Here is a 16,276-nt window from a genome sequence, read left to right on the forward strand (position 1 = left end):
GACAGACGCACATGACCGTCCCCGAAACCGCCCTCAACCTTCCTCCGCTGGCGCGCTTCGCCATTCTGCTTCTCGGCATGATGGCGACCCGCTGGGCCAGCCCGCGTCTGCGCCTGCCGGATTGCGTCGGCTATATTCTCCTCGGCGTTCTCGTCGGGCCGCATCTGCTCGGCGTCGTTCCCGAACATGCGGAAGTCGCAAGCTTTTTCGCCGAGCTCGGCAAGCTGCTGCTGATGTTTTTCGTCGGCCTCGAGATCGACCTTCAGGAATTCGCGCGCGCCCGCAGGCGCGCCGCCCTGTTCGGCGCGGCGACCTTCGCCCTTCCTTTCGCCGGCGGAGCCGCGGCGGCTCACGTCTTTGGCTATTCGCCCGTTTCCGCGCTGCTCGTCGGCTCGCTGATCGCGTCGCATACGCTCATCGCCTTTCCGATGGTCGCGGCGGCGGGACTCGCCACGAGGCCCTCCGTCATTGTGACGGTCGGCGGGACGGTGCTGACCGATCTCCTGTCTTTGCTGGTGCTCGCCGCCTGCCTGACGACGCATCGCGCCGGCTTTGCGCCAATCGCAGTCCTCGTGCAGATCGCAGAGGTGATCGTCTTCGCGACGGTCCTGCTCGGCGTGATCGGTCCGCTGGCGCGGCGGGCGGCGCTCGCCCTTGGCGACAGCGAACAGGCGAGCTTTACACTGCTGCTCGTCATCGTCTGCGCGGCCGCCATCGCCGCCGAGATGATCCAGCTCGAAGGCATCATAGGCGCCTTCCTCGCGGGCATGGCGGTCAATCAGGCGGCGAGGGCGTCGGCCGCCAAGGAGAAGCTCGAATTCCTCGGCAACGGCGTCTTCATCCCGGCGTTCTTCATCGTGACAGGATTTCTGATCGATTTGCGTCTGCTTGTCGCATCGCTGACCTCGGACCTGGCGCTCGTGCTGGCCATCATCATGACGTTGATCATCTCCAAGTGGGCGGCGGCGGAAATCTCGGGGCGCGCTTTCGGTTTCGGCGCGGCGGATCGCCTTTTGACCGCCTCGCTCACCATTCCGCAGGTTGCGGCTACGCTTGCGGCCGCGTTGGTCGGCTACGACGCCGTGAACGCCGCCGGCGAGCGGCTGATCGATGGCAGAATGTTGAACGCCATCCTCGTGCTCGTGGTCGTTACGGCCGTGCTCGGCCCGCTGATGACCGAACGCGCCGTCGCGCGTCTGCGCGAACGCCCGACGAGAGGCGATCCCAAGCAGAGCGCCGGGATTTCGATTCCCCGGTCCGGATGACGATCGCCCGCCAGAAAGGCGGCCCCTCCGCCATGGCGCGCACGAGCCCGCCGCCGTCCGTCAGCCTGATCGGCTTCCGGGCGGGCTTCGTCTTGCGGATTTGCAGGTCTGTCAGCGGCTTGCGCCATCCTCTGGTGGCCGCCGCGGGAATCGAACCCGCACGGGCGAAGCCCGAGGCATTTTAAGTGCCTTGTGTCTACCGGTTCCACCAGGCGGCCGCGCTGTTCTTCTAAAGCATCCGCCCCGAAAACCGGAGCGTTTTTCGCGTCGCGGCCGCCTCAGCGCCCGCGCTCGGCGATCGGCGCCTGGAAGCTGAGGCCAAGGTCCCACGGAAAATAGATCCAGGTGTCCTGCGAGACCTCGGTCACATATTCGTCGACGCAGGGCGCGCCGAGCGGCTTGGCGTAGATCGTCGCGACCAGCGCCCGCGGCAGGGCCTCGCGCAGCAGGCGGGCGGTGCCGCCCGTGTCGGCGAGGTCGTCGATCGCCAGCGCGCCTTCGCCGCCCGCCGCCGCGACCTCGGCGCTCGCGCCCTTGATGAGGCGCGTCCGCGCGCGCGTCGATTCGCCGACGTAGCTCGCGACGCAGAAGGTGTCGACGAGGCGCAGGTCAAGCTCGCGCGCGACGATCGCCGCCGGCACGAGGCCGCCGCGCGTCACCGCCACGACGGAAGAGAACGGCCCCCGCGCGGAAAGCTTCCAGGCGAGCGCGCGCGCGTCGCGGTGGAGCTGGTCCCAGGAGACGTGGAACGCCTTCGCCGGTTCGGGACGCGTCACTCCGGAACGGTCCGCGCGGCGAGGACGTCGGCGCCGGCGGCGCGCAGCCGCTCGAGCAGCCCCTCGATCGCCGCGGCGGCGGCGGCCAGCGTCGCCTCGTCCTTGCCGCGGGCGACGATCTCGTTGTGGAAGCTGTCGTTGCGGAAGGACGGATAGGAGCCGATCGAGACCTGCGGATAGGCGTCGGCGATCTCGCGCAGGCCGGCGGCGTAGGCGCCTTCGGGAATGGCCCCGGCGGCGATCGCCCGCGCCCGGCTCGGCGCGCCGCGGTCGAGCCGCGGCGCGACGCGCTCCAGCATCGCCTTCATCACCGCCGGCACGCCGGCCATGCAGACGACGTTGCCGATCCAGAAGCCCGGCGCCTTGGAGACGTCGTTCTCGATCAGCTCCGCCCCGTGCGGAACGCGCGCCATGCGCCGGCGCGCCTCGTTGAGGTCTTCGGGCCGGATGCGCTCGAGCAGCATGGCGATGGCCAGCTCGTTCTCCGAAATCCCGACCTCGAAGGCGACGGCGACGGCGTCCGCCGTGACGTCGTCGTGGGTCGGGCCGATGCCGCCCGTCGTCAGGACGTAGTCGTAGCGCGCGCGCAGGGCGTTGAGCGCGCCGGCGATCTCCTGCGTCGAGTCGCCGACGACGCGGATCTCGCGCAGGTCCACCCCGAGCGCGGCGAGACGCTCGGCGATGTGGCCGCTGTTGGTGTCCTTCGTGCGTCCGGACAGGATCTCGTCGCCGATGACGAGAACCGCAGCCGTCACGGACCCTCTGGCGGCGTCCTGCGCGTTGGCGTCCTGCGTGGTGGTGTCCTGGCTGGTCATGTTCCGCCTCCTCAAGCGCCCATGAGATGCAGCGCCACGCGCCGGCGCGAAGGGGCGCGCCGGTGCTCGTAAAGATAGACGCCCTGCCATGTCCCGAGCAGCATGCGCCCGTCCGCCACCGGAACGGCGAGCTGGGTCTGGGTCAGGGCGGCGCGGATATGGGCGGGCATGTCGTCCGGCCCCTCCGCGTCATGGATATAGAGGCCCGCGCCCTCCGGGGCGATGCGCGAGAAGAAGGTTTCGAGGTCGGCCCGCACGTCGGGGTCGGCGTTCTCCTGGATCAGCAGCGACGCGGAGGTGTGGCGACAGAAAAGGGTGAGCAGCCCGTTCGCCATCCCCTGCGCGCCGACGAAATCCGCCGCCCGCCCGGTGATCTCGACGAGCCCCCGGCCGCGGGTCTCGACCTCGATCTCGCGCAGGGCCTGCCGCATCAGGGCGCCTCGAAGTCATGCGCCGGCGCGCCGTCGAGCGCGCTGAGCGAGAAATGCCACCATTCCTGCGCGAGCGGGGCGAAGCCGGCCCGCTCCATCAATCCGCGCAACAGCGCCCGGTTGCGGCGCGCCTCGTCCGGCAGATGCGGCCAGTCCGCGCCGGAGACCGGATCGAACAGGTCGAAGGGCGAGCCGAAGTCGAGGCCGACGATCGAAAGGTCGACCGCCGCGCCGGTCGAATGCGAGGACTGGCGGGCGATGTAGCCGAGCTCGAACAGGTCCGCCTTGTCGAGGCGCGGATAATAGTCCGCCTTGCGCGCGACGTCGCGCGGATCCTGCGCCCAGGCGAGGAAGGCCCGCGTCGCGCGCTGCGGCCGGTAGCCGTCGTAGACGACGAACGACAGGCCCATCGCCGCGGCCTCCTGCGCCGCCGCCGCGAGGGCGTGCGCGGCCTCGCGCCGCAGCCAGCATTGCGCCGAGCGGTAGCCGGGAACGGGCCGGCCGAGGAAATTCTCGCAGCCCGCGTAGCGCATGTCCTGCGCGATCTGCGGCGCGACCTCGGCGAGGCGGACGAAATTCCCGGGCGGCGCGTCCGGCTGCGCCGCCGCCGGCGCCGCTTCGCCCGACCGGCGCGCGTCCTGCCTCATCGTCGCCTCCCCGCTGCGGTTGCGCCCATGCTTATGTCCGCGTTTTTCGCGGCGCGCAAACGGGTTTCGCGCCGCGGCGGCGAGGGCGAGGCTTCGCGCGATCTTGCGCGCGGCGGCGCGCGACTCCACATTCGTCCAGCGCCCGCAGCGGCGCGGGAGACTTCGAACGCACATGAGCGATTTTCGCAGCGCCGGCTTCCCGGTCGCGCCGTACGAGCCGGCCAACCTGCCGGCCGCCGCCTTCTCGGGCGTGCTGACGCGGCGCGTCAGCGCCTTCGTCCTCGACTTCGTCATCGTCTCGATCGCCTCCTTCGCGATCTGGTTCGGCCTCGCGGTGCTGACGCTCGGACTTTCCGTCGTGCTGCTGCCGCCGCTGTTCCCGCTCGTCGCCTTCTTCTACAACGGCCTCACCGTCTCGGGGCCGAACATGGCGACGCCCGGCATGCGGGCGATGGACCTCGAGCTGCGCACGACCGAGGGCGGCCGCGTCCCCTTCCTGATCGCCGCCGTCCACGCCGTGCTGTTCTACGTCAGCACGATGTTCCCGCCGGTGTTCCTGCTCGCCCTGTTCACCGACGGGCGGCGCTGCCTGCACGACATCGTCGCCGGCGTGGTGATGACCCGCCGCCCGCGCCAGGGATACTGAGCTTCGGGCGACGTTCGCCGGCGATTAATTTTGAGTTGCGGGGCCGGCGCGCAAAGCGCTAGCCTGATTCTCAACAGACGTCGGGTTCGAAAGGGCAGACCAGCTTGACGCGAGAGCCGCGCGACGCGCCGCAGTTCTACCTCACGGCGCCCGCGCCCTGCCCCTATCTGCCCGACCGCCAGGAACGGAAGGTCTTCACCCACCTGATCGGCGGGCGCGCCGCCGGCCTCAACGACCAGCTCACCCTTTCGGGCTTCCGCCGCTCGCAGACGATCGCCTACCGGCCGGCCTGCGAGCGCTGCCGGGCCTGCGTCTCGGTCAGGGTCAAGGTCGACGAGTTCCGCCTGTCCAAGACGTTCCGGCGCGCGCTCGAGCGCAACGGCGACGTTTTCGGCGGCGTCGGCCGCACCGAGCCGACCGCCGAGCAATACGCCCTGTTCCGCCGCTACCTCGACGCCCGCCACGGCGAGGGCGGCATGGCCGACATGACCGTGCTCGACTATTCGATGATGGTCGAGGACACCCATGTCGAAAGCCGCCTCGTCGAATACCGCCTGCCCGAGGGCGGACGTCCGGGCGCGGGCGAGCTCGTCGCCGCCTGCCTCACCGACCTGCTCGCCGACGGGCTGTCGATGGTCTACTCTTTCTATTCGCCCGACCTGCCGCAGCGCTCGCTCGGCACCTTCATGATCCTCGACCATATCGAGCGCGCGCGCCGCCTCGGCCTGCCGCACGTCTATCTCGGCTACTGGGTCGAAGGCTCGCAGAAGATGGCCTACAAGGAGCGCTTCCTGCCGCAGGAGCGCCTCACCATGAACGGCTGGGAGCGGGTGGGCTAGCGTGCTCAGGCCGAGTGTCGCCGGTGCTTGCGCTTCTTCGTCGGCGAGACGACGACGATCTCGATCTTCTGCGAGGCGACGAGCGGCGTGAACGGCCGGTGCTTGGCGTCGCCCAGCACGAGCTGCAGCGTATGCCGCCCGGGAGGAAGATCGAGCGTCGTCTCGGTCTGGCCGCCGCCGAAGTGCAGGTGGCTCTTGTCGGACGGAATCACCGCCGTCTCCGACACCGGCTCGGCGACGTCGACGAGCAGGTGATGGTGCCCGGCGTTCGGCGCGGAGCTTCCCGCCTGCGTCACGCCCATGCCCTTGAGGCCGAACTGGACGACGAAAGGCGAGCGGACGCGCGCCCCGTTCGCGGGCGAGATGACGTAGAGCTTCACGCCCGCCGGCGCCTGGGTCTGCGGCGCGGACGCCGGCGCGTCGGCGGAGGGCGCAGCGGGCGCCGGATTCGGCGCCTGCGCCATGGCCGGGGCGCAGGCGAGGGCGCAGCTCACGAAGACGGCCGTCGCGCCAGGATTCTTCATCATCGCATCCTCCTTCGCAGGGCCGCTCAAAGATCGCGGCCGACGCGCAGCCCATGGCCCGGATAGCGGACATTGGCGTCGTAGAATTCGCGGTTGGTCACCCTGAGGTCGGCCGGCGCGCTCGTCCATGAGCCGCCGCGCAGCACGTGCTGCGCGCAATCGGGCGCGCCGACCGCCGAGCCGTCGGTCGGCGCGCCCCTGTAATTCTTGCGCCAGCAGTCGGCGACCCATTGCGCCGCCGAGCCCGTGACGTCCTGCAGGCCGAAGCCGTTTTGCGGAAACTGGCCGATCTTCGGCGGCTGGTCGGAGTCGCCGGCCTCGCCGCAGCCGCGGCACGCCGACATGCCCGGCTTGAACTCGGACCCCCACCAGAATTTCGTCGGCGAGCCGCCGCGCGCGGCGTATTCCCACTCCGCCTCGGTGAGCAGGCGGTAGCGCTTGCCGGTCTCGTGCGAGAGCCAGTCGACATATTGCGCGGCGTCGCGCCAGCTCAGATTGTGCGCCGGAGCGTCTTCGACGCCGCCGGGATCGTAGCCGCAGCCGCCGGCCTCGACGCAGGCGCGCCATTGCGCGCCGGTGACCGGGAAACGTCCGACCGCGAACGGCGCGACCTTCACCTTGTGGACGGGCTTCTCGCTCGGGTCGGCGGCGCCGCCCATCGAGAAGACGCCGCCCGGCAGCGTCAGCATCTCGGGGCAGCGCGGGCAATCGCGGAAGGCGCCCTCGCGCGTCGAGGGCGCGGGCTCGGCCTGCGCCGCGGGCCGGTCGAAGGCGGCGACGCTCGTCGGCGCGACCGGCGCGGGGGCGGGCGCAGCCGGCGGCGCGGGCGGCGCGACGTCGGAGAGCTTGAAGTCGGAGAGCTGGTCCGGCGCCGCCCGCTCGTGCGCAGGCGGCGGAACGATCCGCGCGGCGGCGTCCGGGGCTGGCTCGCCGGCGCGCCCGGCCGGCGCCGCGTCGGCGCGCGGCGCGGCCGCCGACTCCTTAACCGGCTCTTGCGCCGGCTCGCGCTCCTCGACGAGGCGCGGCGCAGGCGCGTTTTCCATCGCCGCCGGCTTCTCGCCCGAGCGCAGCAGGACGAAGCCGCCGACGCCGAGCGCGAGCGCGCCGAGCGCGGCGGCGACCAGCGCCGCCTTCGGGCGCAGCTTCGCCGGCGGCGCGGCTCTCGACGGAACGGGCGTCGCCGCGGCGGCGGCGTCGGCCGCGGCGGCGACCTCGGCCATGCTCGGCCGCAGCTTCGGATCGGGCTCGAGCATGCGCGCGAGCAGCGGGCGCATCTCGGCCGGAACGGCGGAGAGGTCAGGGACCACGCTGCGCTTGCGCACGATGTCGGCCGGCAGCCCCTCCATGTCGAGCGGGCGGCCGATAAGGGCGGCGACGAGGGTGAGGCCGAGGCTGTAGACGTCCGTCTGCGGGCCGACCTCGCCGCCGAAGAGGCCGATCTGCTCGGGCGAGACGAAATTCGACTTGCCGGCGAATTCGCCGCCGATCACCGTCGCCTCGCCCTTCGAGTCGCGGGCGATGCCGAAGTCGATGATCTTGGCCCGATTCGGATCGTTTTCGGGAATGATGATGTTGTCGGGCGAGACGTCGCGGTGGATCACGCCGGCGCGGTGGGCGACGTCGAGGCCCGAAGCGATGCGGCGCTGCAGGACGCGCACGGTCTCGAGCGGCAGCGGTCCGCGCGCCAGCACGTCGGCGAGCGCCTCGCCCTCGACGAACTCCATGGCGAGGTAGGGGCAGCCGAGCTGCGGGTCGGTGGTGAACAGATAGTAGCGGACGATCGCGTCGTGCGGCGCCCGGTGCAGCGCCGCCGCCTCCTTGCGGAACAGGGCGAGATAGGTGTCGCTTCTGGCGAGCTCGGGCCGAATCATCTTGATCGCCACCTTGTCGGCGGTCTCGATGGCGTGGCCGACGAACACTTGCCCCATGCCGCCGGTGGCGATGAGCTTGTCGATCACATAGACGCCGTTGAGGCGCGTGCCGGGTCCGGCGAGCGAATAGGAGACCAGCGGAGGGCTTGCGGACTCGTTCAAGGCGGCGAGCTCCGTGCGCTGCGGCGAGGCGCCAGCCTAGCGCTCGCGCATGGTAGCGCGGAGCGGGGCGGCGGGCCACGGGGAAATCGAGGACCGCCTCATGCGGCCCGGCATGCAATAAGCTTACTACGAGCGGCGCGCGAATATCCTTATGGCGGCCTCAACCATCGCTGATCCCGGTCTTAGCTTTCTGTTAATTATCGTCTATCCGCGCCGTAAGCGCTCCAGCGCACATTCCGCGCAGGCTTGCGCCGCCCATCATGCCGCCCATCTCATACGAACGACCTTCGCCGGTCGATGGAGTAAAGCGCATGACGGCTTTACAAACGCGCCTGATTCTTATCTGCCTCGCCGGCGCCCTCGTGAGCTTTTCCGCACGCGCCGCGAGCGATGCGCCGCCCCGCGGCGCGATCAGCCAGTCGACGACGCCGCCGTCGGGGCAGGTCGGGCGTTATCTGATCCCGTTCTTCACGTCGGATACGCAGTTCGCGTCCGGCCGCACTGTGACGGTGGTGTCGGTCTTCAATACTTCGAACGTCGTCTGCAAAGCCTACGTCGAGTTCCAGTACGGCGCGCTGAAGAGCAGCGCCTGCACGATCACGACCTCGATAGCGGCGAAGACCTCGGCGCGCCTGTGCAGCCGTCTGGTCAGCGACCCGATCTCGCCCTGCAACGCCGTCTGCCCGAACGGCGGGCTGACCTTCACGACCGGCCACGCCTATGTCGGCTCGGGCCCGTGCAAGATCGCCGTCGACCCGCGCGTCTTCTACAGCAACGGCGACGATACGACTCTTAGCGGCAGCGCGCGGCTCAGCCTCGTTCCGATCAACGCCGGCTCGGCGGGAGACTGAGCGGGAGGGCTCAGCCGAACCTGTTGTCCTTGGGAAAGCCGCGCGGCGGCAGGCGGCCCGCCTGCGCGCGCTCGCCGATCCATTCCTTCAGCTCGTCCGGCGTCACATGGCGCGTGCGCCCGGCGGGGTCCGGCCATGACAGGCCGTCGGCGAGGCGGAAGACGCGCGCGTCGCAGAGCGAGCCGCCGGCCGCGTATTTCTGCAGCCGAACCCCGCGCCCGCGCGCCATCGCCGGAACCTGCTCCAGCGGAAAGACGAGCAGCTTGCGGTTGTCGCCGACGACCGCCACATGGTCGCCCTCGCCGGGGACGACGATTTTCGCGCGCGCCGGCTTCTCGACGTTGAGCAGCTGCTTGCCCTTGCGCGTGCCGGCGACCATCTCGTCCTGCGGCGCCAGAAATCCGCGCCCGTCGCTCGCCGCGACGAGCAGGATCCCGCCGGGCTCGTAGGGACGCACGGCGACGATCTCCTCGCCCTCGCCGATGTCGGCGAGCAGCCGCAGCGGCTCGCCCTGCCCGCGCCCGCCGGGCAGCTTGCCGGCGTCGAGCGCGAAGACGCGGCCGTCGCCGGAGAAGACGAGGATCTTCGAGACCGTCTCGGCGAAGAAGGAGAAGGCCAGCGCGTCGTCGCTCTTGAAGGCGAGGCCCGAGAGGTCGGCGACCTGCCCCTTCAGCGCCCGTATCCAGCCCTTCTGCGAGACGACGACGGTGACCGGCTCGCGCTCGACGAGGGCGCTCGCGACGTCGATTTCGCCGAACTCGGGCGCGGCCGCAAAGCTCGTGCGCCGCGCGCCGAGCTTCGTCTGCGGGCCATAGGCCTTCTTCAGCTCGCGGATCTCGGCGGCGATCTTGCGCCACTGCCGGGCCTCGTCGGAAAGAAGCGCCTCGACCTCGCTCTTCTCCTTCTCGAGCGCGTCCTTCTCGCGGTTAAGCTCCATCTCCTCGAGCCGGCGCAGGCTGCGCAGCCGCGTGTCGAGGATATAGTCGGCCTGCGCTTCGGAGAGCGCGAAGGCGGCGGTCAGCGCCGGCTTCGGCTCGTCCTCCTCGCGGATGATTCGGATCACCTCGTCAAGATTGAGGAAGACGACGATCATGCCGGCGACGAGCTCGAGCCTGCGCGTGATCTGGCCGAGGCGATGGCGCGAGCGGCGCAGCAGCACCTCGCGGCGATGGTCGAGCCATTGCTGCAGCGCCTCCCTGAACGAGAGCACGCGCGGCGCGACGCCGTTCTCGAGCACGTTGAGATTGACCGGAAAGCGCGTCTCGAGCTCGGTGAGCCTGAAGAGGTGCTCCATCATCAGCGCGGGATCGACGGCGCGGGTCTTCGGCTCGATAACGACGCGCACGTCCTCGGCCGATTCGTCGCGCACGTCGCCGACGAGCGGCAGCTTCTTCTCATTGAGAAGCTCGGCGATCTTCTCGATCAGCCGCGACTTCTGCACCGTATAGGGGATTTCGGCGACGACGACGCTCCAGCCGCCGCGCCCAGTGTCCTCCTTCGTCCAGCGGGCGCGCAGGCGGATCGCGCCGCGCCCCGTCGAATAGGTCTCGACGAGCGAGGCCTTCGGCTCGACGATAACGCCGCCGGTCGGAAAGTCCGGCCCCGGCGCGAAGGCGAGCAGCTGCTCGGTCGAGGCGTTCGAATGGGCGAGCAGATAGAGCGCGGCGTCGCAGAGCTCGGCGAGGTTGTGCGGCGGAATCGAGGTCGCCATGCCGACGGCGATGCCCTGCGCGCCGTTGGCGAGCAGGTTCGGCAGCGCCGCCGGCAGCACGACCGGCTCCTGCTGGTCGCCCGAGTAATTGTCGCGGAAATCGACGCAGTCCTCGCCGATGCCCTCCAGCAGCAGGCGCGCGACCGCGGTCATGCGCGCCTCGGTGTAGCGGTAGGCGGCCGCCCCGTCGCCGTCGATGTTGCCGAAATTGCCCTGCCCGTCGATCAGCGGATAGCGCGAGGAGAAGTCCTGCGCGAGGCGCACCAGCGCGTCATAGATCGCCTGGTCGCCGTGCGGATGGAACGAGCCCATCACGTCGCCGACGATCTTCGCGCATTTCTTGAAGGCGGTCCCCGGATCGAGCCGCAGGATCTGCATGCCGTAGAGGATGCGCCGGTGCACGGGCTTCAGCCCGTCGCGCGCGTCCGGCAAGGCGCGGCCCATGATGGTCGACAGCGCGTAGGCGAGATAGCGCTCCTCGAGCGCCTCGCGCAGGCTGACGGGCTCGGTTCCCCCCGAGGCGGGAGGCGGCGGCGGCTTGACGGTCTTTCCCATGGCCAAGGGCTAGCGAGCGCGGCGGCCGGATGCAAGTTCTGTTTTTGTTCGAGTCCGAGCTTCGCGTGAAGAAGGCGAATCAACCCTTAAGAAACGCGCCCGGCGGAGCGGCGGAGGCCGCTTCTACTCCGTCGCGGCGCCCTTCATGTCGGCGGGATGCGGCATCGAGATGATGTTGTAGCCGGCGTCGACGTAATGGATCTCGCCGGTCACCCCGCTCGACAGGCCGGACAGGAGATAGAGCGCCGCGCCGCCCACGTCGTCGATGTCCACCGTGCGGCGCAGCGGCGCATGCGCCTTCTGGAAGTTGAACATGAAGCGCGCGTCGGCGATGCCGGCGCCGGCCAGCGTGCGCACCGGCCCGGCGGAGATGGCGTTGACCCTGATCCCCTGCGGCCCGAAATCAGCGGCGAGATAGCGCACGCCCGCCTCGAGCGCCGCCTTGGCGACGCCCATGACGTTGTAATTGGGCATCACGCGGGTGGCGCCGCCGAAGGTGAGCGTGACCATCGCCCCGCCCGGCCCCATCAGCGGCGCGGCGCGGGCCGCCGCCTCGGTGAAGGAGAAGGCCGAAATGGTCATCGTGCGCTGGAAATTGGCGCGGCTCGTGTCGGCGTAGCGGCCTTTCAGCTCGGCCTTGTCGGAGAAGGCGACGCAATGGACGAGGAAGTCGAGCCCGCCCCACAGCTCGCGCACGGCTTCGAAGACCGCGTCGAGCGAGGAAAGGTCCTCGACGTCGCAGGGCATGACGAGCTCGGCCCCCAGGCTCGCGGCGAGCGGCTTGACGCGCTTGCCGAGCGATTCGCCCTGATAGGTGAAGGCGAGCTCGGCGCCCTGCGCGGCCAGCGCGCGCGCCGCGCCCCAGGCGATCGAATGGTCGTTGGCGACGCCCATGACGAGGCCGCGCCGGCCCGCCATCAGCGTCCCGCGCGGGATCTCGCGCCCGCCGGACTCAGGCGTCGACATGCTTCAGGACGATCGAGGCGTTGGTGCCGCCGAAGCCGAACGAGTTCGACAAAACGGCGCGCAGCGAAACATTGTCGCGGCGCTGGAGCACGATGTCGACGTCGGCGAAGGCCGGATCGAGCTCGTCGACGTTGGCGCTGGCGCAGATGAAGCCGCTCTGCATCATCAGCAGCGAATAGATCGCCTCCTGCACCCCCGTCGCGCCGAGCGAATGGCCGGTTAGCGACTTGGTGGCCGACACCGGCGGCGCCTTCCCGCCCGAGCCGAACACCTCGCGCAGCGCCTCGACCTCCTTGAGGTCGCCGACTCCAGTCGAGGTCGCGTGCGGATTGACGTAGTCGATCGGAACCTTGACGCCCTCGAGCGCCATCCTCATGCAGCGCGCCGCGCCCTCGCCCGAGGGGGCGACCATGTCGAAGCCGTCGGAGGTCGCGCCATAGCCGGCGACCTCGGCGTAGATCTTGGCGCCGCGCGCCTTGGCCCGCTCATACTCCTCGAGCACCAGAATGCCCGCGCCGCCGGCGATGACGAAGCCGTCGCGGTTCCTGTCGAAGGCGCGCGAGGCGGCCGTCGGGCGGTCGTTGTAGGCCGAGGACATGGCGCCCATGGCGTCGAAGAACACCGACAGCGTCCAGTCGAGCTCCTCGCAGCCGCCGGCGAACACGACGTCCTGCTTGCCCCACTGGATCATCTCATAGGCGTTGCCGATGCAATGGTTGGAGGTCGCGCAGGCCGACGAGATCGAATAGTTGACGCCCTTGATCTTGAACCAGGTGGCGAGCGTCGCCGAGGCGGTCGAGCTCATCGCCTTGGGTACGGCGAAGGGGCCGATCTTCTTCGGCCCCTTGGAGCGGGCGGTGTCGGCGCCCTCGACAATGGTGCGCAGCGAGGCGCCGCCGGAGCCGACGACAATGCCGGTGCGCTCATGCGACACCTCGTCGGGGGCGAGGCCGGAATCGGCGATCGCCTGCTCCATGGCGACATGGCACCACTGGCCGCCGCGGGCGAGGAAGCGCAGCGCGCGGCGGTCGATCATCGGCTCGGGGTCGAGCGTCGGCATGCCGTGCACCTGGCTGCGGAAGCCGAGCTCGGCGTATTTGTCCGCCCGCACGATCCCCGAGCGGCCCTCGCGCAGCGAGGCGAGCACCTCCTGCGAATTGTTGCCGATGGACGAAACGACGCCCATTCCGGTGACGACGACGCGCCTCATGCTTCAAAACTCCCGCTTGCGGACCGCTCCCGCGCGGCGCGGCGCCGATCCCCAGCGCTTCAAGGCGGAGGCGGCGCGAATTGCAACAGATTTGGCGCGCTTGCGCCGATTTAAAGCGTAAAACCGGCCGGAGCGGCCGGTTTCGACGCCTGATTTTCTCCTGATCTTCTCCTGCCGATCGCGGAAAAATTCAGGCGGGCGCGGCGGTGAACAGGCCGACGCGCAGGTCCTTAGCCTCATATATGCGCGCGCCGTCGGCTTCCAACCATCCGTCGGCGACGCCGAGCACGAGCTTGGTCTTGAACACGCGCTTCAGGTCGACGCCATAGACCACGCGCTTGACCGAGGGCAGCACCTGGTCGGCGAACTTGACCTCGCCGACGCCGAGCGCCCGGCCGCGCCCGTTGAGGCCGAGCCAGCCGAGATAGAAGCCGAGCAGCTGCCACAGCGCGTCAAGGCCAAGGCAGCCGGGCATGACCGGATCGCCCTTGAAATGGCAGCCGAAGAACCAGAGGTCGGGCTTGATCTCGAGCTCGGCGCGCGCCTGCCCCTTGCCGTTGGGGCCGCCCGTCTCGGAAAGCTCGCCGACGCGGTCGAACATCAGCATCGGCGGCAGCGGCAGCTGCGGATTGCCGGGGCCGAACAGCTCGCCCCGCGCGCAGGCGATCAGATCTTCATAACCGAAGCTTTCGCGCCGCTCTCTGGCTTCACTCACTGGCTTCATCCACTCCCGCGCTCCCGACGCCGCGGCGCCGGCCGCGAAATCGCGGCGTTCTAGCACAGGGCGAGCGGGGCCGGAAGCCGGCCGGACGCGAGCTCCGCCCGCGCATTACCAAAAAGCAATCCGGCGCGGGCGGGCGCGGCTCTTTTTTTCGTGAACGCGCGCGTCCATATCTGTGCGAGCCTCGGGCTTTGCGCCCGCGTTTCAACGGCGAACGGGACATTCGATGGCGATCCGCCAAAAGACCTTCATCTGGATCATCGCGCTGGCGCTGGCGGGAGGCTTGTCGGCCGACGCCTTCGCGCGGGCCGGCAAGGGCGGCTCGTTCGGCAGCCGCGGCGCGCGCACCTGGAGCGCGCCGCCCTCGACGGCCACCGCGCCGCAGGGCGGCTCCATGTTCGAGCGCTCGACGACGCCGAATCAGGGCCAGTACCGACCGAATTTCGGCCAGCAGGCGCCGCAGCGGCGCGGCGGCCTCTTTTCCGGCTTCGGCGGCGGGCTGCTCGGCGGCCTGCTCGGCGCCGGCCTCATCGGCATGCTGTTCGGCCACGGCTTCGGCGGCGGCCTCGGCGGCATGATGTCTTTCATCGGGCTTCTTTTGCAGCTCGCCCTCCTGTTCTTCCTCGTGCGCTTCGCGCTCAACTGGTTCCGCAACCGCAACCTCGCGGCGCAGGGGGCGGGACCGGCGGCCGGAGGGCCAGGGGGCGGCCCCTCGCCGTTCGGCTTCAACCGGCAAGGCGGGATGTTCGGGGGCTCGGGGCCGTTCGGCGGCGCCTCTACGGGCGGCGGGGCGGCGCAGGCGCGGCCGGCGCAGCAGAAGCTCGAGCTCGCGCCGGCGGACTTCTCCATGTTCGAGCGTCGGCTGCAGGAGGTGCAAAGCGCCTATGGCGCGCAGGACATGGACCGCCTGCGCGCGCTGACGACGCCGGAGATGGCCGCGAGCTTTTCCGGCGAGCTCGCCGAAGACGCGCGGCGCGGCGTCGTCAACACGCTCTCGAACGTCCAGTTCCTGCAGGGCGACCTGTCGGAGGCCTGGCGCGAGCCGAACGCGGACTACGCCACCGTGGCGCTGCGCTTCTCGCTGATCGACGCGACCTACGACCGCGCCACCGGACGGCTCGTCGGCGGCGACCCGTCGACGCCGCAGCAGGCGACGGAGCTGTGGACCTTCACGCGCCGCCCCGGCTCCGGGCCGGACGGCTGGACGTTGTCGGGCATCCAGCAGGCCTGAGCCGCGAGGGGCGCCCTCTGGCGGGTGCCCCTTCAAAGCGTCGCGCGAAGCGGCTAGGCTCGCGCCATGGCCGCTCCCGTCACCACCTTCATCTTCGACCTCGGCGGCGTGCTCGTGCGCCACGACAACGCGCATCTGTTCGACCGGCTCGCCGCCTGCTGCGCCGATTCCGAGGCCGCGCGCAGGGCGATGGCGCAGGCGCTCGACGCCGAGCCGATCGCCACGGGCGCGCTCTCCATTCCACGCCTGCACGCGCAGCTCGCCGAGCGCTACGGCTTCGACCGGCCGCTCGCCGACTTCCTCGACCTGTGGAGCTGCCACTTCAGCCCCGAGCCCGGCATGGAGGCGCTGGTCGACGCGCTCCTTCCCCGCTACCGGGTGGCGATCTTCTCGAACACCAACGCCGCGCATATCGACCACATCCGCGCGCGCTACCCGGCGTTCGCCAAGGCGCATGCGGCCTATCTCTCCTATGAGCTCGGCCTCATGAAGCCGCGCCCGGAGGCCTATCTGAAGGTGCTGGAGCTCGAGGGCCGCGCGCCGCAGGAATGCGTCTTCGTCGACGACCGCGCCGAGAACACGGCGGCGGCGGCCGCGCTCGGCATGAAGACGGCGACATTTTCCAGCCGCGCCGCGCTGGAGGCGACAATCGCCGGATACGGCGTCGTGATCGACGCCTGAATTCGTCCGGTCAGCCCGCCGCGGGCGTGATCGCCACCGATTCGCCGCAGCCGCAGGCCGAGGTCTGGTTCGGGTTCTGGAAGGTGAAGCTCGCGGCGAACTTGTCGGTCTCAAAATCGAGCTTGGTTCCGAGCAGGAACATCACGTCCTTGGGCGAGACGATGAGGCGAACCCCCTTGTCCTCGATCACCTCGTCGCCCGGAGCGAGCGCGTCGGCGAGGTCGAGCGTGTAGCTCATGCCGGCGCAGCCGCCGGCCTTGATCCCGACCCTGACGCCCTCGACCGGCCGCCCCGCGCCCTCAATGATCTCGCGCGCGCGCTCGGCGGCCCGCTCCGTCAGCGACAGGACGGCGAATTTCGATGCGGCCATTCTT

General features: G+C 70.1%; 17 protein-coding genes and 1 tRNA gene. 6 read left to right on the plus strand and 12 right to left on the minus strand.

What is annotated here, in order from left to right:
- Nucleotides 1–11 precede the first annotated feature (11 nt).
- Complete coding sequence (locus ACE3OG_RS08045) at nt 12–1,265, plus strand: cation:proton antiporter (protein WP_374307429.1); 1,254 nt, start codon at nt 12–14, stop codon at nt 1,263–1,265.
- Between the two features lie 132 nt (nt 1,266–1,397).
- Here the strand turns inward: ACE3OG_RS08045 and ACE3OG_RS08050 are convergent.
- The 5 genes from ACE3OG_RS08050 to ACE3OG_RS08070 all read right to left on the minus strand — a co-directional run bounded on the left by ACE3OG_RS08050 (nt 1,398) and on the right by ACE3OG_RS08070 (nt 3,934).
- Nucleotides 1,398–1,483: transfer RNA gene (locus ACE3OG_RS08050), tRNA-Leu, on the minus strand.
- A gap of 60 nt (nt 1,484–1,543) precedes the next feature.
- A complete protein-coding gene (gene gpt, locus ACE3OG_RS08055; protein WP_374307431.1) occupies nt 1,544–2,041 on the minus strand; it encodes a xanthine phosphoribosyltransferase in 498 nt (165 codons plus the stop codon).
- Nucleotides 2,038–2,856 carry a competence/damage-inducible protein A gene (locus ACE3OG_RS08060; RefSeq protein WP_374307432.1) on the minus strand — a complete coding sequence of 273 codons (819 nt, stop codon included), beginning with the start codon at nt 2,854–2,856 and terminating at the stop codon, nt 2,038–2,040. The genes gpt and ACE3OG_RS08060 overlap by 4 nt, the downstream gene beginning before the upstream one ends.
- A gap of 11 nt (nt 2,857–2,867) precedes the next feature.
- A complete protein-coding gene (locus ACE3OG_RS08065) occupies nt 2,868–3,287 on the minus strand; it encodes a secondary thiamine-phosphate synthase enzyme YjbQ (RefSeq protein WP_374307434.1) in 420 nt (139 codons plus the stop codon).
- Nucleotides 3,287–3,934, minus strand: a complete 648-nt coding sequence (locus ACE3OG_RS08070; protein WP_374307436.1) for a M15 family metallopeptidase — start codon at nt 3,932–3,934, stop codon at nt 3,287–3,289. Before ACE3OG_RS08070 ends, ACE3OG_RS08065 begins: the two co-directional genes overlap by 1 nt.
- Nucleotides 3,935–4,106: 172 nt before the next feature.
- On the opposite strand from ACE3OG_RS08070, the gene ACE3OG_RS08075 reads away from it, so the two are divergent.
- Both ACE3OG_RS08075 and ACE3OG_RS08080 read left to right on the plus strand, forming a co-directional pair.
- Nucleotides 4,107–4,580: an RDD family protein gene (locus ACE3OG_RS08075; protein ID WP_374307438.1), complete on the plus strand. Its 474-nt coding sequence runs from the start codon at nt 4,107–4,109 to the stop codon at nt 4,578–4,580.
- A 104-nt stretch (nt 4,581–4,684) separates the two neighbouring features.
- A complete protein-coding gene (locus ACE3OG_RS08080) occupies nt 4,685–5,419 on the plus strand; it encodes an arginyltransferase (RefSeq protein ID WP_374307440.1) in 735 nt (244 codons plus the stop codon).
- A gap of 5 nt (nt 5,420–5,424) precedes the next feature.
- Here ACE3OG_RS08080 and ACE3OG_RS08085 read toward each other — a convergent pair whose 3' ends face one another.
- Together ACE3OG_RS08085 and ACE3OG_RS08090 are read right to left on the minus strand one after the other, a co-directional pair.
- Nucleotides 5,425–5,943 (minus strand): DUF4399 domain-containing protein, encoded by a 519-nt coding sequence (locus tag ACE3OG_RS08085; protein WP_374307547.1) that lies wholly within the window; start codon nt 5,941–5,943, stop codon nt 5,425–5,427.
- A gap of 26 nt (nt 5,944–5,969) precedes the next feature.
- Nucleotides 5,970–7,976, minus strand: coding sequence for a bifunctional serine/threonine-protein kinase/formylglycine-generating enzyme family protein (locus ACE3OG_RS08090; protein WP_374307442.1), 2,007 nt, complete (start codon nt 7,974–7,976; stop codon nt 5,970–5,972).
- Between the two features lie 311 nt (nt 7,977–8,287).
- Between ACE3OG_RS08090 and ACE3OG_RS08095 the strand changes: the two genes are divergently transcribed.
- Nucleotides 8,288–8,827 carry a hypothetical protein gene (locus ACE3OG_RS08095; protein WP_374307443.1) on the plus strand — a complete coding sequence of 180 codons (540 nt, stop codon included), beginning with the start codon at nt 8,288–8,290 and terminating at the stop codon, nt 8,825–8,827.
- Nucleotides 8,828–8,837: 10 nt separating this feature from the next.
- Here the strand turns inward: ACE3OG_RS08095 and parC are convergent, their stop codons facing one another.
- The 4 genes from parC to fabA all read right to left on the minus strand — a co-directional run bounded on the left by parC (nt 8,838) and on the right by fabA (nt 13,984).
- Nucleotides 8,838–11,093: a DNA topoisomerase IV subunit A gene (gene parC / locus ACE3OG_RS08100; protein ID WP_374307445.1), complete on the minus strand. Its 2,256-nt coding sequence runs from the start codon at nt 11,091–11,093 to the stop codon at nt 8,838–8,840.
- Nucleotides 11,094–11,216: 123 nt separating this feature from the next.
- Nucleotides 11,217–12,059 (minus strand): enoyl-ACP reductase FabI, encoded by an 843-nt coding sequence (gene fabI, locus ACE3OG_RS08105; protein ID WP_374307447.1) that lies wholly within the window; start codon nt 12,057–12,059, stop codon nt 11,217–11,219.
- Complete coding sequence (fabB, locus tag ACE3OG_RS08110) at nt 12,046–13,269, minus strand: beta-ketoacyl-ACP synthase I (protein ID WP_374307449.1); 1,224 nt, start codon at nt 13,267–13,269, stop codon at nt 12,046–12,048. Before fabB ends, fabI begins: the two co-directional genes overlap by 14 nt.
- A 190-nt stretch (nt 13,270–13,459) precedes the next feature.
- Nucleotides 13,460–13,984, minus strand: coding sequence for a 3-hydroxyacyl-[acyl-carrier-protein] dehydratase FabA (fabA, locus tag ACE3OG_RS08115; RefSeq protein WP_374307452.1), 525 nt, complete (start codon nt 13,982–13,984; stop codon nt 13,460–13,462).
- A 232-nt stretch (nt 13,985–14,216) separates the two neighbouring features.
- Between fabA and ACE3OG_RS08120 the strand changes: the two genes are divergently transcribed.
- Both ACE3OG_RS08120 and ACE3OG_RS08125 read left to right on the plus strand, forming a co-directional pair.
- The gene (locus ACE3OG_RS08120; protein ID WP_374307454.1) at nt 14,217–15,221 is read left to right on the plus strand and encodes a Tim44 domain-containing protein; all 1,005 of its coding nucleotides are present in this window, start codon (nt 14,217–14,219) and stop codon (nt 15,219–15,221) included.
- Between the two features lie 66 nt (nt 15,222–15,287).
- Complete coding sequence (locus ACE3OG_RS08125; RefSeq protein WP_374307456.1) at nt 15,288–15,902, plus strand: HAD-IA family hydrolase; 615 nt, start codon at nt 15,288–15,290, stop codon at nt 15,900–15,902.
- A 10-nt stretch (nt 15,903–15,912) separates the two neighbouring features.
- On the opposite strand, the gene ACE3OG_RS08130 is transcribed toward ACE3OG_RS08125, so the two are convergent.
- Nucleotides 15,913–16,272: a HesB/IscA family protein gene (locus ACE3OG_RS08130; RefSeq protein ID WP_374307459.1), complete on the minus strand. Its 360-nt coding sequence runs from the start codon at nt 16,270–16,272 to the stop codon at nt 15,913–15,915.
- Nucleotides 16,273–16,276: the final 4 nt, after the last annotated feature.

It is taken from the genome of Methylocella sp., assembly GCF_041905455.1.
GTDB lineage: Bacteria > Pseudomonadota > Alphaproteobacteria > Rhizobiales > Beijerinckiaceae > Methylocapsa.

Excerpts from the sequence above, each read along its gene's own strand:
- ACE3OG_RS08045 (WP_374307429.1), top strand. The coding sequence starts at position 12 with ATGACCGTCCCCGAAACCGCCCTCAACCTTCCTCCGCTGGCGCGCTTC.
- ACE3OG_RS08060 (WP_374307432.1), bottom strand. The coding sequence starts at position 2,856 with ATGACCAGCCAGGACACCACCACGCAGGACGCCAACGCGCAGGACGCC.
- ACE3OG_RS08065 (WP_374307434.1), bottom strand. The coding sequence starts at position 3,287 with ATGCGGCAGGCCCTGCGCGAGATCGAGGTCGAGACCCGCGGCCGGGGG.
- ACE3OG_RS08070 (WP_374307436.1), bottom strand. The coding sequence starts at position 3,934 with ATGAGGCAGGACGCGCGCCGGTCGGGCGAAGCGGCGCCGGCGGCGGCG.
- ACE3OG_RS08075 (WP_374307438.1), top strand. The coding sequence starts at position 4,107 with ATGAGCGATTTTCGCAGCGCCGGCTTCCCGGTCGCGCCGTACGAGCCG.
- ACE3OG_RS08085 (WP_374307547.1), bottom strand. The coding sequence starts at position 5,943 with ATGAAGAATCCTGGCGCGACGGCCGTCTTCGTGAGCTGCGCCCTCGCC.
- ACE3OG_RS08095 (WP_374307443.1), top strand. The coding sequence starts at position 8,288 with ATGACGGCTTTACAAACGCGCCTGATTCTTATCTGCCTCGCCGGCGCC.
- parC (WP_374307445.1), bottom strand. The coding sequence starts at position 11,093 with ATGGGAAAGACCGTCAAGCCGCCGCCGCCTCCCGCCTCGGGGGGAACC.
- fabI (WP_374307447.1), bottom strand. The coding sequence starts at position 12,059 with ATGTCGACGCCTGAGTCCGGCGGGCGCGAGATCCCGCGCGGGACGCTG.
- fabB (WP_374307449.1), bottom strand. The coding sequence starts at position 13,269 with ATGAGGCGCGTCGTCGTCACCGGAATGGGCGTCGTTTCGTCCATCGGC.
- ACE3OG_RS08120 (WP_374307454.1), top strand. The coding sequence starts at position 14,217 with ATGGCGATCCGCCAAAAGACCTTCATCTGGATCATCGCGCTGGCGCTG.
- ACE3OG_RS08125 (WP_374307456.1), top strand. The coding sequence starts at position 15,288 with ATGGCCGCTCCCGTCACCACCTTCATCTTCGACCTCGGCGGCGTGCTC.
- ACE3OG_RS08130 (WP_374307459.1), bottom strand. The coding sequence starts at position 16,272 with ATGGCCGCATCGAAATTCGCCGTCCTGTCGCTGACGGAGCGGGCCGCC.